Below are 14,224 nucleotides of genomic sequence, written 5' to 3'. Positions count from 1 at the left end.
AATTTGATACCGAAGTATCTAATTGGATTATCATCAACGAGTGCCCACACAGATTGATAGGTTTATATTGTTAAAGAGCTGTGCTTTTCAAGAAACTTTCTCTCAAAGCGGAGGTGCATTCTAGCGAGATAATTTGAAGAGTCAAACACTTTTTCAAACTTATTTTCTCAGAAGCTTTTCACCTCTCTAACACTGCTGAAGCCTTGTGGCGTCTGCCGTGTCAGTGGAAGCGCATTATAGGGAGTCCTTCTGATTGCGCAAGCCCTTTTTCAAAAAAAATTGAAAAAACTCATCGTTCGTTGAAAATGTGTTCAAAACAACAAAAAAGAGGGCAAAAAGCCCTCTTTTATCTATCTATTTCATTCAGTTTTAAATGAATGCGTACGCGTCAGCAAACATACGGTCGCTGTTTGCACCTTTGTTCTGGGTAAATTGTTCACGAGCCGCACCCGCCATTTCAAAACGTCCAGCAATGTAGATGTCATATTCTGCAAGAGAATCAAAATCGTCACTAACAGCTTGAAGCACGTTTCCAACTTTGCCTTGCCAGTCAGAAGTCGCTTCTTCTACTACTGGAATAAAATGCACGTTGCTGAACTGTGCTGCGATACCATCCAGTTCATCCTTAGCATATAGCTGGCGTTCATCTCGGCCACCCCAGTAAAGGTGGATCTCATTGGTTTTATTTTGAGCTACGCAGTGATCCAGTATCGAACGCACGTAACTAAATCCTGTACCACCAGCAATCAAAAGTAGAGGACGTTCACTCTCTTCTTTAACCCAGGCATCGCCATGAGGCGCATCAATACTGATGTCACCATCATTTTCCAATGCGTTTTGCATCGCTTCGACAACTTCAAGAGCATACGCGTTATGCTCTGCTGCACCAATGTGAAGCTCTAGCTCGCCTTCATGACGGCAAGGGCTGCTTGCAATAGAGAATGGACGTTTATCTTTTTCTCCCATCACAACCATTAGATACTGACCAGCTTTGAAGCTGACTGGCGTCTCTGGATGCAACAGAATTCGATGGGTATTACAAGCTAACGGCTCAATAGACTTTACTTTACATTGGATGGTCATGTTATTCCTCTTACTTACTCCTCAAAAGTAAGTACCAAATTACTTTCTGCGAAGGCCTGACAAGCAAACACCCAGCCTTGTTGCTGCTCTTTCTCTGTGAGCATTGGCTCAAGCTGGTAAGTGACTCGACCTTCTATTTTCCGACACAGACACGCTGCGCACGCTCCCACTTGGCAACGGTTTGGGAAGCTGATGTTATTGTTGAGAGCAGCTTCCAATACCGTTTCCCCTTCCTGCACATCGAATTGTATATTCTGCGGCTGCAAGGTCACCAAATGGCTCATAATATTCCCAGCTTACTCCATTTTGCATCGACCTGCGCAACTAACTGAGAATCTTTCTTGATTGGGATGCCCCACTCTCGCTGGACTTCTCCCTCAAACTTGTTGGTCGCATCCAAACCTAACTTAGAACTGCGACCTTCTTTTGCTTCTATTTGTAAGGTGTCACGATTAGGATCCATTCTGGTGGTGATCGCCCAAATAATGTCATTCCAATCGTGCACATCGACGTCATCATCGCAGAGAATAACAAACTTGGCATCCGTATACTGCTTGAGAAACTCCCACACACCATTAAGCACCGCTTTCGATTGCATAGCGTGTGTTTTCTTCATCGAGACCACCATGAAGCGATCGGCGCCAGCAGATTCTGGTAAAGCAATATCAACAATTTCCGGGAATGCCTGACGAAGTTGTTGTAACTGCTCATCCGTAATCGCTGCTTGGCTTGCGGATGTTAACTCTGGGTCAGAAGCCTTTTCGGCATCCCATTTAATCGTTGCATCCAAGCCCATCTTAGAGCCAAGTCCCACTACTGGTGAGGCGAAATCGAGAGAATCAATAGGCGTGTTGTCAATCATTAAGGTATCGCGAACAGGTTCCATATGCTCACACATGGCCTTCACGACATCATCCCAACTGCGCGCATTAACACCTTCATCGCACACTACAACGAACTTGGTATACATGAACTGGCGAAGGAAAGACCATACCCCCATCATGACTCGCTTAGCATGCCCTGGGTATTGCTTTTTCATTGTCACTACCGCCATGCGGTACGAACACCCTTCTGGTGGCAAATAGAAATCTTCTATTTCGGGAAACTGCTTTTGCAGGATCGGAACAAACACTTCGTTTAACGCTACACCCAATACAGCAGGTTCATCTGGCGGACGTCCTGTGTAAGTGCTGTGATATATCGGGTCCTTACGCATGGTGATATGCGTAATGGTAAAAACGTGGTGTTTTTCTTTTTCGTTGTAATAACCAGTGTGGTCACCGTAGGGCCCTTCGTCCGCATACTCATTCGGGTCGATGTAACCCTCAAGCACGATCTCTGCACTGGCAGGCACTTCAAGGTTATTACTTACAGATTTAACCACTTCAGTTTTGCTGCCGCGAAGCAAACCCGCAAACGCATACTCGGATAAGGTATCAGGCACTGGTGTTACTGCACCTAAAATAGTGGCTGGGTCAGCACCAAATGCGACTGAAACAGGGAAAGGCTCTCCCGGGTTGGTTTCCATCCAGTCACGCAGATCCAGGGCACCACCACGGTGTGCCAGCCAGCGCATGATGATTTTGTTCTTACTAATTTTCTGTTGGCGGTAAATTCCAAGATTCTGGCGCTTTTTATGTGGCCCTCGAGTCACAGTCAGCCCCCACGTAAGCAGAGGCGCAACATCATCTTGCCAACAACTCATCACAGGGATTTTGTCGAGATCAACTTCGTCACCTTGCCAGACAATCTCCTGACACGCAGCTTTACGTAGCCTTTTGGCAGGCATGTTCAAGACTTGTCTAAAAACAGGAAGTTTCTCTAACGCATCTTTAAAGCCACGTGGTGGTTCGGGCTCTTTGAGATAAGCCAACAATTTGCCCACTTCACGCAGATCTTTGACGTCTTCACGACCCATACCTATCGCTACCCGCTCAGGAGTGCCAAACAAGTTGGTCAGCACAGGCACATCGTAGCCAATGGGGTTTTCAAACAACAATGCCGGGCCACCTGCACGTAAAGTACGGTCGCTAATCTCTGTCATTTCATAATGTGGATCGACAGGCTCGGAAATGCGTTTAAGCTTCCCTTCCTGCTCAAGGTGAGCGATAAAGTCGCGTAAATCCTTAAAACTCATAGGTCTTCTGTGACTGATTAAAGTCCAAGCAGTATAACAAAAAGAGGGATCTTCCGATCCCTCTTTTCTATAAGGTTATTTTTATTGTGATAACACGTTCAAAATCGCGCTGCTGCGTACTTTTTGATTATGGCTAGCTAACTCTTCTAGCCATGAGGTGTAGCCCTGATTCGCTAGCTCTGTCGCTACCATTGAAGCTTCATCACGAATTGCCATTCGGTCGATCAAAAACGCTTTGACCTCATCCGTCATGGGTTTGATACGAGTGAGCTCTTTAATGGCTTGTTCTTTAAGACTCGGGTTATGAGAAGCGAGCATGATCTGATTCACAGAGAATTTATCGCCTACTTTTGCCAAACGGCTAAGCTCGGATTGGCTTTGAAAATCGGCACGCATCAGCCAAAGCAGTTTGTATACATCAGGGTTTTCACTCACTTGTGCTAGACGCACCATCACCTGTGAAGATGGCAGCCAACTGGTCACAGCCTCTCCAGTAAGTTGAACCACTAAACCTTGTACCGCTTCTGGCGATAAACTGTCTAACTCACGAATCAGTAACGCTTCACGCGCTTGGATTTGGTAATCACTACCCGATAACCACTGCTTTAGCTCCAACTCGCCGCGTTCTGCGCTCAACACAAACTCAAGTGTCGACTGATCTTGCTGCCAATGTTTCAGTAAACGACTGGCGATGGCAGGATAGTTAAAGGCAGGAATGGAAAACTCGTAGCCATCACCTCTTTCCAACACCTGATAGGTTGGAACCATAGCTTTTTGGTGCTCGACGAACAAAGCCATTTTTGGCGTCAAGATGACGTTTTGATCTTCAATCTTTTTGAGCAGTAGGAAACGCGCCACTTCTTGTTGAGGAAGCGACAGTCTTTCGAGAGCGAAATTGAGTGAGTCGATATTATCTTCGACAGCATATTGGAGCAGTTCTGCGACTTTCAGATGAATCTGTTGATCCTGAAGTAACAGCTCAGCTTTTTCGGGCTGCATTTCCTTCGCAGCAACCGTTGGTGCTCCAATCAATAAAGATGTGCATAGGAGAACCGACGACAACATTCCTTGTTGCATGTTAACCTCCTCTTAACATTCTCGCTCATTGTGAGGCCAATCAAATGAGAATGCAAACAAAAACGCCACCGACAAAGTCGATGGCGTTTGGAGTCACAAATTCTTACTGGCGACGCATGGCGTCAAAGAACTCATCGTTGGTCTTGGTCATCGCTAGCTTATCGATAAGGAACTCCATCGCATCGATCTCACCCATTGGATGAACAATCTTACGCAGAATCCACATCTTCTGAAGCTCTTCATTCTTAGTCAGAAGTTCTTCACGACGAGTGCCCGAGCGGTTGAAGTCGATGGCAGGGAAAACACGTTTCTCAGCGATCTTACGGTTCAGGTGGATTTCCATGTTACCTGTACCTTTAAACTCTTCGTAGATAACTTCGTCCATCTTAGAACCAGTATCAACTAGAGCTGTTGCTAGAATCGTCAGGCTACCGCCTTCTTCTACGTTACGTGCCGCACCGAAGAAGCGCTTAGGGCGATGTAGTGCGTTTGCATCCACACCACCAGTCAGAACTTTACCTGATGAAGGAACAACTGTGTTGTATGCACGTGCCAGACGAGTGATAGAGTCAAGCAGGATAACCACGTCTTTCTTGTGTTCAACAAGACGTTTTGCTTTCTCAATAACCATCTCAGCAACTTGTACGTGGCGAGACGCTGGCTCATCAAACGTTGACGCAACCACTTCACCTTTAACTAGGCGCTGCATCTCGGTTACTTCTTCTGGACGTTCGTCGATAAGAAGTACCATTAGCTCGCACTCTGGGTGGTTGTAAGCAATGCTTTGAGCAATGTTCTGCAGCAGCATTGTTTTACCCGCTTTTGGCGGAGCAACAATCAGACCACGCTGACCTTTACCAATTGGTGAAGCCAAGTCAAGAACACGTGCAGTAATATCTTCAGTCGAACCGTTACCACGCTCCATCACCATACGCTCGTTTGCGTGCAGTGGCGTCAAGTTTTCAAATAGAATCTTGTTACGCGCGTTGTCTGGCTTGTCATCATTAACTGTATTGACTTTTAACAGAGCAAAGTAACGTTCGCCATCTTTCGGTGGACGAATCTTACCTGCAATGGAATCACCCGTACGTAGGTTGAAACGACGGATCTGACTTGGAGAGACATAGATGTCATCTGGGCCTGCCAAGTAAGAACTGTCTGCACTGCGCAAGAAGCCAAAGCCGTCTTGAAGTATTTCCAGAACCCCGTCGCCAAAAATATCTTCACCACTTTTCGCGTGTGCTTTAAGGATGGCGAAGATAATGTCTTGCTTTCTTAGACGCGCCAGGTTTTCAAGGCCTAAGCTTTCGCCAAGTTTGACAAGATCAGACACAGGTCTGTTCTTCAGTTCTGTTAGATTCATTGTGGTGGATACTTTTTTAGTCAAAATAGGATCTGTTATTTAGTTAAGATGAATTTTGGTCACAGGATCGACCAAGAAGAGAAACTTGTTTATTTAACGTGCGATAAATTAGCACTAAATACTAGCCTAGTCTAGATTTTGTTAGGCTTCAAAAACAAAACCGTGCATTGAAGTGAATGCACGGTCTTATCAGAACAACTCAATTATAGGTTAGCGTCCAAAAACTCTTTTAGTTGAGTCTTAGACAGCGCGCCTACTTTGGTTGCTGCCACGCCACCATCTTTGAAAAGTAGTAACGTTGGGATACCACGAATACCAAATTTAGGTGGAGTACCTGCATTTTGGTCGATATTCAGTTTACCGATAGTGAGTTTGCCTTCGTACTCTTCGGCGATTTCGTCCAGGATAGGAGCAATCATCTTACAAGGACCACACCATTCTGCCCAAAAATCAACAAGAACCGGGCCTGCAGCGTTTAGTACGTCGGCTTCAAAACCGTCATCAGTTAGCTGCAAAATCTTATCACTCATCTTCCACTCCAATGTGTTTTTTCGGAACTGGTTGGATGATAACCAGTATTTAGATGCCCTATTGGAATGTATTTACTTTCGTATTGCAAGCTTAAGCTGATATTCTATAGCCATGAAAAAGACGCATATCACAGAGCAAAAGTTCGCCGATTTGGGTTTACACCCCCAAGTTATTGAAGGTTTGGAGAAAAAAGGGTTCGAGTTTTGTACCCCAATTCAAGCCTTGGCGTTGCCGGTACTGCTCACCGGCCAAGACATTGCAGGTCAGGCTCAAACAGGGACAGGAAAAACCCTAGCTTTCTTGACTGCTACTTTTAACCATCTGCTGAACACTCCAGAGCACGAAGGTCGCAAACCGACTCAACCACGTGCGATTATCATGGCACCGACCCGTGAGCTGGCCATTCAGATTTACAATGATGCTGAACCTCTGGTTGCAGAAACCGGCATTAAAGCTGCGTTAGCTTACGGTGGCGAGAGCTACGACAAGCAACTTGCTAAGTTAGAGCAAGGTGTGGACGTGCTGATCGGTACCACAGGTCGCATCATCGACTTTTACAAGCAGCGTGTCTTCAACCTGAACAATATTCAGGCTGTTGTGCTTGATGAAGCGGATCGCATGTTCGATCTTGGTTTCATCAAAGACATTCGTTTCCTATTCCGTCGTATGCCAGAACCAAAAGAGCGCTTGAACATGTTGTTCTCTGCGACTCTGTCATACCGTGTTCAAGAGCTGGCTTTCGAACATATGCACAACCCAGAACACGTTGTGGTGGAGCCAGAAGTCAAAACAGGTCACCGCATTCAGGAAGAGCTGTTTTACCCGTCTAACGAACACAAAATGTCTCTACTACAGACTCTTATCGAAGAAGAGTGGCCAGAGCGTGCGATCATCTTTGCCAATACCAAACACAAGTGTGAATCCGTATGGGGTCACCTAGCGGCTGATGGTCACCGTGTAGGCCTATTGACTGGCGATGTACCGCAGAAGAAGCGCGAACGCATCTTAGAGCAGTTCACTAAAGGTGAGGTTGACCTGCTAGTGGCAACAGACGTAGCAGCTCGTGGGCTTCACATCCCTCAAGTGACTCACGTGTTTAACTTCGACCTACCTGACGATTGCGAAGATTACGTACACCGCATCGGTCGTACAGGTCGTGCAGGCGCAAGTGGCCATTCCATCAGCTTTGCTTGTGAAGACTACGCCATCAACCTACCGCCAATTGAAGAGTACATTGAGCACACCATTCCTGTTTCAGATTACGACCCAAGTGCACTGATCGAAGATCTACCAGCACCGCTACGTATGCGTTCTAACCGTCCGCAACAACGTCGCACCAATACTGGTGGCTCACGCTCAGGCAACCGTCGTAACAACAACCGCTCTCGTCAACGTCACCAAAAGGATTCTTAAGTCGTCTATGAGCCAAGCAGTTTCTTCCCCGCTCTACGCTGCCATCGACCTCGGGTCGAACAGTTTTCACATGCTCGTTGTGCGTCACATTGATGGCAGCGTTCAGACTATGGCAAAAATTAAACGTAAGGTTCGTCTTGCCGCAGGGTTAGACGACAACAACGCTTTAAGCCAGGAAGCCATGCAACGCGGATGGGACTGCTTGAGTCTATTTGCAGAGCGACTTCAAGATATCCCAACGCAAAATATCCGCATTGTGGGCACCGCAACACTGCGCACTGCCACCAACGTGGGTATCTTTCTTGAGAAAGCGAACCAGATTCTTGGTCACAAGATTGAAGTCATCTGTGGCGAAGAAGAAGCAGCTACTATCTATAAAGGGGTTGCCCATACATCTGGCGGCAGCGGTCGCCGTTTGGTGGTCGATATTGGCGGTGCCAGTACCGAGCTTATTATTGGTGAAGGTTTTGAAGCCAAAGCGCTGACCAGCCTGAAAATGGGTTGTGTTACTTGGCTAGAGCGTCACTTTAAAGACCGTCAGCTCACCGTAACCAACTTTAACAATGCAATAGAAGCCGCTAAAGATACGCTGAGACCTATCCTTGAGCAATACACTCAAATTGGTTGGGACGTGTGTGTCGGTGCTTCTGGTACGGTTCAGGCTTTGCAGGAAATTATGCTGGCGCAAGGTATGGACGAAGTCATTACTCACGCCAAACTCAAACGTCTGCAAAAACAAGCTATGCTGGCGGATCATTTGGAAGAGCTAGAGATTGAAGGGCTAACACTGGAACGCGCATTGGTCTTCCCAAGCGGCCTTTCGATTCTAATCGCTATCTTTGAACTGCTTGAAATTGATTCGATGACACTGGCAGGCGGCGCACTGCGCGAAGGCCTAGTATATGAAATGGTCGATGAACTCAAGCAAGACGACATTCGTGCTCGCACAATTGCCAGCGTTCAAACCCGCTACCAGATTGATACCGCTTACGGTCAACAAGTAGCAACCTTAGCCAGTAAATTGCTTGAGCAATGTGAAGCCGAGTGGATTACAGAAGCTCAGGGCAGCGTATTGCTAGAGACAGCGGCGAAGCTGCATGAAATCGGTCTGACAATTGATTTCAAGAAAGGCGGCGAGCACAGTGCCTACCTGCTACAAAACCTTGATTTACCGGGTTATACACGAGCACAAAAGCACTTCCTTGGTGAAGTATCACGTCGTTATCGCGAACAACTGACTTCTCTGCCAGAGCAACATGCGCTGTCAGGTAACAGCGCCAAACGCGTATTACGTTTGCTACGTCTCGCGGTTTTGCTAACTCATCGACGCAATCCGGATTTGGAGCCGAACATCGCGCTTCAATCACAAGGCGATAAGCTCACGCTGACGGTTGCTGACCAATGGCTGAAAGCTAACCCCCTAACTGCGGCGGAGTTAGAAATTGAAGCCAACCGTCAAAGTGACATTGGCTGGCCTTTGAGCATCATTGCCAGCTAACTAAAGAACAAATAAAAAGCCCGACAAGATAACTTGTCGGGCTTTTTTTTGTTTTCAAGGAGCGAACCTTACTTGGCGCCAATCACTTTAAAGTCAGGATTAACGGCAGTGAGCTTCTTAACCAAGTAATTCAGCAGTACGCCGTACATAGGCACAAACAGACCTAAGCTGATCACCAATTTGAATCCATAATCCACCAGCGCGATTTCTGTCCAGTGCTCAGCCATAAATGGATCTGGGCTTTGGTAGAATGCAATGGCAAAGAAAGCGATAGTATCCAGCGCGTTACCAAACAAAGTAGAACACGTTGGGGCAATCCACCACTGCTTCATCTGGCGCAAGCGATTAAATACATGCACATCTAGGATTTGCCCTAGCAAGTACGCCATAAAGCTCGCAATCGCAATACGCGCAACAAACAGATTAAACTCACCTAAATGGGCGAAGCCCTGAAATTGTCCTTCAAAGAACAATACTGATAAGCCATAGGATACTGCCAGCGCCGGTAACATCACCAAGAAAATGATCTTACGCGCAAGCTGAGCACCAAAAATTCGTACTGTCAGGTCGGTCGCCAAAAAGATAAACGGAAAAGTGAAGGCGCCCCACGTGGTGTGAAAACCAAAGATAGTAAATGGAAGCTGAACCAGATAATTACTCGATGCAATAATGATCAGGTGGAACAGAACTAACAAGAAAAGGGCTTTGCGCTGCTGCGCAGGGGTAAAGTTACTCATGCGATACCTTTTTAGTTTGGTTTGGGGGTGAGGGAACCCAAAGCGAATCTCTTCCAAGCCACGGAAAGACTCTTACCAATAATGTTAAATGAATTTAGATTCGATATTCAGCACAGTCAAAGTCCCAATAACAGAGGCTCAAGCCATCTAAACAAGTGAAACTTCAAATATGATAAATACCGCGGCGGGCGATTATACATTAACCAACATGAGTCGCAACAACTAGACTTTATGCAATCGTTGACTTAGTTAAAAACCGCGTTGGAACAAGCCCGCAAGGTAGTCTAGCTCTTCTTTGCTGTCTTCGATGGCTAACGCTTCTAACCAGATGCTTTCACTGTAATGTTCGGACTTGAGAAACAGCTGACACCCCTCAAAATCAATCAACCACGAATGAATGTCGGCGTCCCATTGCTTTTCAATCACAGACGCAGAGAGGAGTTTTATCAGCTTATCGGCCAGTTGAGGAAAACTATCAAAATCAAAACGCGGAGCTCGAATAATGATACGCCCTTCTTGCGCTTGATACTCAAGTAAACCAAATTCCGTTTGCTGCACTGAATCAACCATGATGAGTAATGTGCTCCTGAATTAAATCTAAGAATGGATCCGCGTATTTCTCTAACTTACGTTGCCCTACTCCATTGACCGCTAGCATTTCACCATAAGAGGTTGGCAAAATTTCCGCCATATCAATCAAGGTGGCATCACTGAACACCACGTACGGTGGTAAGCCATCTTCATCGGCAATCGCTTTGCGTAACTTACGCAACTTGGCAAACAACTTTTTGTCGTAGTTTTTACTGGTGAGTTTATCGGACTTAGCGGCTCTCGCAGCGGTGTCCAGACGAGGCACGGCTAATTCAAGAGCAGTATCTCCACGCAATAGAGGGCGCGCTTCTTCGGTAAGCTGTAAGGTCGAGTTGCGAGTAATGTTCTGGAACAGCATCCCTTTATGGATCAACTGACGGAAAATACTCACCCAGTAGTCGTGGCTGTTTTCACGCCCGATACCATAGGTAGTGAGCTTGTCGTGGCCATTTTCACGGATGCGGATATTCTGCATTCCACGCAGGACTTCAACCACATACCCCATACCAAAGCTCTGATTAACTCGGTAGACACAAGACAACGCTTTACGTGCCTGTTCAGTGGCATCAAAATGCTTGGGCGGATCCAAACAGATGTCGCAGTTGCCACAAGGCTGCTCACGATACTCACCAAAATAATTCAACAGCACCTGACGACGACACGTCTGCGCTTCAGCAAAAGCACTCATCGCATTGAGCTTATGCGCTTCAACCTGCTTTTGTGGCCCATCGTCTTTTTCATCCAACATCCGCCTTAGCCAACTGATGTCTGCTGGGTCATACAGCATCATCGCTTCCGCAGGTAAGCCATCCCGACCTGCACGACCAGTTTCCTGATAGTAGGATTCAATGTTGCGCGGAATATCAAAGTGAACCACAAAGCGCACGTTAGGTTTGTTGATCCCCATACCAAACGCCACAGTGGCGACCACAATTTGGATATCATCACGCTGAAACGCTTCTTGCACATAAGCGCGCTCGTCTGCATCTAAGCCTGCATGGTAACTGGCAGCACGAATATGGTTGTTGCACAGTTTTTCCGTCACCATTTCAACTTTCTTACGGCTACCACAATAGATGATGCCGCAGTTGCCTTTCTGCGTGTCGAGAAAACGGATCACCTGAGAAATTGGTTTGTGTTTCTCAACTAAGGTGTAACGGATGTTCGGGCGATCGAAACTGCTTAAGTGGATATGCGGCTCGTTCAATTGCAGCCGATGCATGATGTCATTACGCGTTGCATCATCGGCCGTTGCCGTCAGCGCCATAAAAGGTACATGAGGAAAGTGCTGTTTGATCTGGCCGAGCGACGCGTATTCAGGTCTGAAATCATGTCCCCACTGAGAAATACAGTGTGCTTCGTCAACAGCGATCATGGACAGCGACAGGCTTTCAAGACGCTCGATAAAATCACGCATCAGCACGCGCTCAGGTGACACATATACTAGCTTCAACTGGCCTGACTGCATCCGGTTATAGACCGAAATCAACTCATCGCGTGGCATGGAAGAGTTGACACACTCTGCCGCAACACCATTTGCTTTAAGCTGATCGACCTGATCTTTCATCAGTGATATCAGAGGAGAAATCACCAGTGTTAAACCGCCACGAACTAAGGCCGGAACCTGATAGCAGAGTGATTTACCGCCACCAGTCGGCATGATGACCAAACTATCCTGACCGTTTACGGCTGCTTCAATGACTTCTTGCTGACCATCTCGAAACGACTGATAACCAAACACATCCTCCAGTACGCTTTGTGGAGTCGGTGAAGGATCAGATTGTTCGGCAAGCAGTGTCGCGGTCATTGATATCTCGATTGAGCAAAGAGTGGGGAAATGCAAAGGGCACATTGTAGTAGTGATCGGATGTGAATAAAACCGCAAATTGCTAGGTGATTAACTGACTCATTCGTATACTGGATGCTTCCTTTTGCAAAAATCCATCCTTTGAGTAAACGTCAATGACACCAGAAGAACAGCAAAGAGCACGGCAAGGCGTCCTTCTCGCCATAGGTGCCTACACTATGTGGGGCATTGCACCGATCTATTTTAAAGCCATCAGTGAGGTTTCACCGTTTGAAATCCTCAGCCATCGAGTGATGTGGTCTTTTGTTCTATTAGCGGTATTGCTGCATGTAGGTCGTCGCTGGCGTGGTGTACGAGATGTGATTCGCTCCAAAACCAAAATGCTGTTCCTGGTTTCTACCTCACTACTCGTGGGAGTGAACTGGCTGATTTTTATCTGGGCGGTAAATGCCAATCACATGCTGGATGCCAGTCTCGGTTACTACATCAACCCTCTGATTAATGTGTTGCTCGGTATGTTGTTCTTAGGTGAGCGGCTACGTAAATTGCAGTGGTTTGCTGTGGCACTTGCAGCTTGCGGTGTGATGGTGCAGCTGATCGCTTTTGGTTCTGTGCCTACCGTCGCCATTGCGCTTGCACTGACATTTGGTTTTTACGGACTATTACGTAAGAAAGTCAGCCTAGATGCTCAAACGGGCCTATTCATAGAAACACTGGTAATGCTACCTGCCGCAGCAGTGTATTTATTGTGGATTGCCGATTCTCCGACTTCCGACTTTGCAGCTAACCCAATGAACCTGAATCTGCTGCTGATCTCCGCAGGCGTCATCACCACTTTGCCTTTGCTATGTTTCACTGGAGCTGCTACACGCCTTAAGCTCTCAACTCTGGGCTTTTTCCAGTACATTGGCCCAAGCCTGATGTTCTTGCTGGCGGTACTGGTGTACGGCGAGGCCTTTACCACAGACAAGGCCATCACCTTTGCCTTTATCTGGGGCGCGCTAGTGGTCTTTAGCTTCGACGGTCTTAAAACCAGCAAGCAATCACGTAAAGCGGCAACGGCAAAGTGATCGTTTTTTACAAGACAATGTGACACAGTCGATATAAGCTTGGTGAAAATTTCACCAAGCTTTTTTGTTTTATGGACCAGGTCAACTATCACACGACACAGAATAAAGAGATTAGCCTGATTGAAGCCAACTATCAGAAGTTTGCCTTTCAGCGCCACTATCATCTTGATTTTCATATCGGGTTGATCACACACGGCCAGCAAAAATTCCATTATCAAGGTCAGAGCCACAATGTTGGCGCCGGGCAAATCGTCATCATGCCACCGGATGAACTGCATGACGGGCGCTCTATGCTCGACAGCGGCTATCAAGTGCGTGTGTTCTCCGTCGAGCCGGAGTGGTTCAGTGAATTAGCAGAGTTGAAGCAAAGCAAGGCTCAGATCCAATTCAATCAGTTGATTGTCTCCGATTCGCGCATCTTCAATCCTCTCGCTCATCTGCACAGTGCGTTAGCCGATAACCAACTCAGTCAGCTGGCGAAAGACTGCCTACCTTACGAAGGCTTTGAACAGCTTTTCACTCATTATGGTGCTTTGGAGCAAAAGCCTATCGTCCCGCTAGGTAATCAGTCAGTCTCAACGTTAAAAGACTATCTGATGGAGAATCTGGCGCAGCCGGTCAGACTTGAACAACTCTCCCAGCTGTGTGACCTCAGCCCAACGCAATTTCAGCGCCATTTCAAAGCCAAAGTTGGTCTGACACCTTACGCCTGGCTGAGCCGCCTGCGCTTAGAGCAGGGGTTTAAACTGCTCAAAAGCGGTGTCTGCGGTACCGAAGTGGCGCACCAGATTGGTTTCTACGACCAAGCCCATTTCAGCAAAGCGTTTAAAGCCACTTATGGTGTTCCCCCTTCTAAGGTTCAGTGCCAATAATTTACAATTATTATGCTTTGGAACAGGGCACAATCCGGTCATCAA

General features: G+C 46.9%; 13 protein-coding genes. 4 read left to right on the top strand and 9 right to left on the bottom strand.

Going from position 1 to position 14,224, the window contains the following annotated elements; all coding sequences use genetic code 11:
* Positions 1–369: 369 nt before the first annotated feature.
* From fre to trxA, 6 genes are all read right to left on the bottom strand, one after another.
* Entirely contained in the window at positions 370–1,083 is a 714-nt protein-coding gene (gene fre / locus QMA41_RS24760; RefSeq protein ID WP_019277585.1) for an NAD(P)H-flavin reductase, read from the bottom strand.
* Positions 1,084–1,097: 14 nt separating this feature from the next.
* A complete protein-coding gene (locus QMA41_RS24755; RefSeq protein WP_021458071.1) occupies positions 1,098–1,367 on the bottom strand; it encodes a 2Fe-2S iron-sulfur cluster-binding protein in 270 nt (89 codons plus the stop codon).
* Positions 1,364–3,220 (bottom strand): 4-hydroxy-3-polyprenylbenzoate decarboxylase, encoded by a 1,857-nt coding sequence (ubiD, locus tag QMA41_RS24750; RefSeq protein ID WP_281630834.1) that lies wholly within the window; start codon positions 3,218–3,220, stop codon positions 1,364–1,366. Before ubiD ends, QMA41_RS24755 begins: the two co-directional genes overlap by 4 nt.
* Before the next feature lie 81 nt (positions 3,221–3,301).
* Complete coding sequence (locus QMA41_RS24745) at positions 3,302–4,297, bottom strand: hypothetical protein (protein ID WP_281630833.1); 996 nt, start codon at positions 4,295–4,297, stop codon at positions 3,302–3,304.
* 103 nt (positions 4,298–4,400) lie between these two features.
* Positions 4,401–5,660: a transcription termination factor Rho gene (rho, locus tag QMA41_RS24740; protein WP_004745495.1), complete on the bottom strand. Its 1,260-nt coding sequence runs from the start codon at positions 5,658–5,660 to the stop codon at positions 4,401–4,403.
* 203 nt (positions 5,661–5,863) lie between these two features.
* The gene (gene trxA, locus QMA41_RS24735; protein ID WP_006957645.1) at positions 5,864–6,190 is read right to left on the bottom strand and encodes a thioredoxin TrxA; all 327 of its coding nucleotides are present in this window, start codon (positions 6,188–6,190) and stop codon (positions 5,864–5,866) included.
* 112 nt (positions 6,191–6,302) lie between these two features.
* Between trxA and rhlB the strand changes: the two genes are divergently transcribed.
* Positions 6,303–7,604 (top strand): ATP-dependent RNA helicase RhlB, encoded by a 1,302-nt coding sequence (gene rhlB, locus QMA41_RS24730; RefSeq protein WP_281630832.1) that lies wholly within the window; start codon positions 6,303–6,305, stop codon positions 7,602–7,604.
* A gap of 7 nt (positions 7,605–7,611) precedes the next feature.
* Complete coding sequence (gene gppA / locus QMA41_RS24725; RefSeq protein ID WP_281630831.1) at positions 7,612–9,102, top strand: guanosine-5'-triphosphate,3'-diphosphate diphosphatase; 1,491 nt, start codon at positions 7,612–7,614, stop codon at positions 9,100–9,102.
* Positions 9,103–9,170: 68 nt separating this feature from the next.
* On the opposite strand, the gene QMA41_RS24720 is transcribed toward gppA, so the two are convergent.
* The 3 genes from QMA41_RS24720 to recQ form a co-directional block, all read right to left on the bottom strand.
* Positions 9,171–9,839 carry a 7-cyano-7-deazaguanine/7-aminomethyl-7-deazaguanine transporter gene (locus QMA41_RS24720; protein ID WP_043006646.1) on the bottom strand — a complete coding sequence of 223 codons (669 nt, stop codon included), beginning with the start codon at positions 9,837–9,839 and terminating at the stop codon, positions 9,171–9,173.
* A gap of 249 nt (positions 9,840–10,088) precedes the next feature.
* Positions 10,089–10,409, bottom strand: a complete 321-nt coding sequence (locus tag QMA41_RS24715) for a DUF3630 family protein (protein WP_006957641.1) — start codon at positions 10,407–10,409, stop codon at positions 10,089–10,091.
* Positions 10,402–12,237: an ATP-dependent DNA helicase RecQ gene (recQ, locus tag QMA41_RS24710; RefSeq protein ID WP_277684591.1), complete on the bottom strand. Its 1,836-nt coding sequence runs from the start codon at positions 12,235–12,237 to the stop codon at positions 10,402–10,404. The genes QMA41_RS24715 and recQ overlap by 8 nt, the downstream gene beginning before the upstream one ends.
* 155 nt (positions 12,238–12,392) lie before the next feature.
* Between recQ and rarD the strand changes: the two genes are divergently transcribed.
* On the top strand, positions 12,393–13,307 hold the full coding sequence (gene rarD, locus QMA41_RS24705) for an EamA family transporter RarD (RefSeq protein WP_281630830.1): 915 nt from the start codon (positions 12,393–12,395) through the stop codon (positions 13,305–13,307).
* Positions 13,308–13,378: 71 nt separating this feature from the next.
* Complete coding sequence (locus QMA41_RS24700; RefSeq protein WP_095665800.1) at positions 13,379–14,179, top strand: AraC family transcriptional regulator; 801 nt, start codon at positions 13,379–13,381, stop codon at positions 14,177–14,179.
* The last annotated feature ends 45 nt before the right edge of the window (positions 14,180–14,224 follow it).

This window comes from Vibrio sp. St2, from assembly GCF_947311885.1.
GTDB classification, from domain to species: domain Bacteria; phylum Pseudomonadota; class Gammaproteobacteria; order Enterobacterales; family Vibrionaceae; genus Vibrio; species Vibrio coralliilyticus.
Note: the sequence above shows the minus strand (reverse complement) of the source record. Positions and strands in the feature narration are given on the sequence as shown.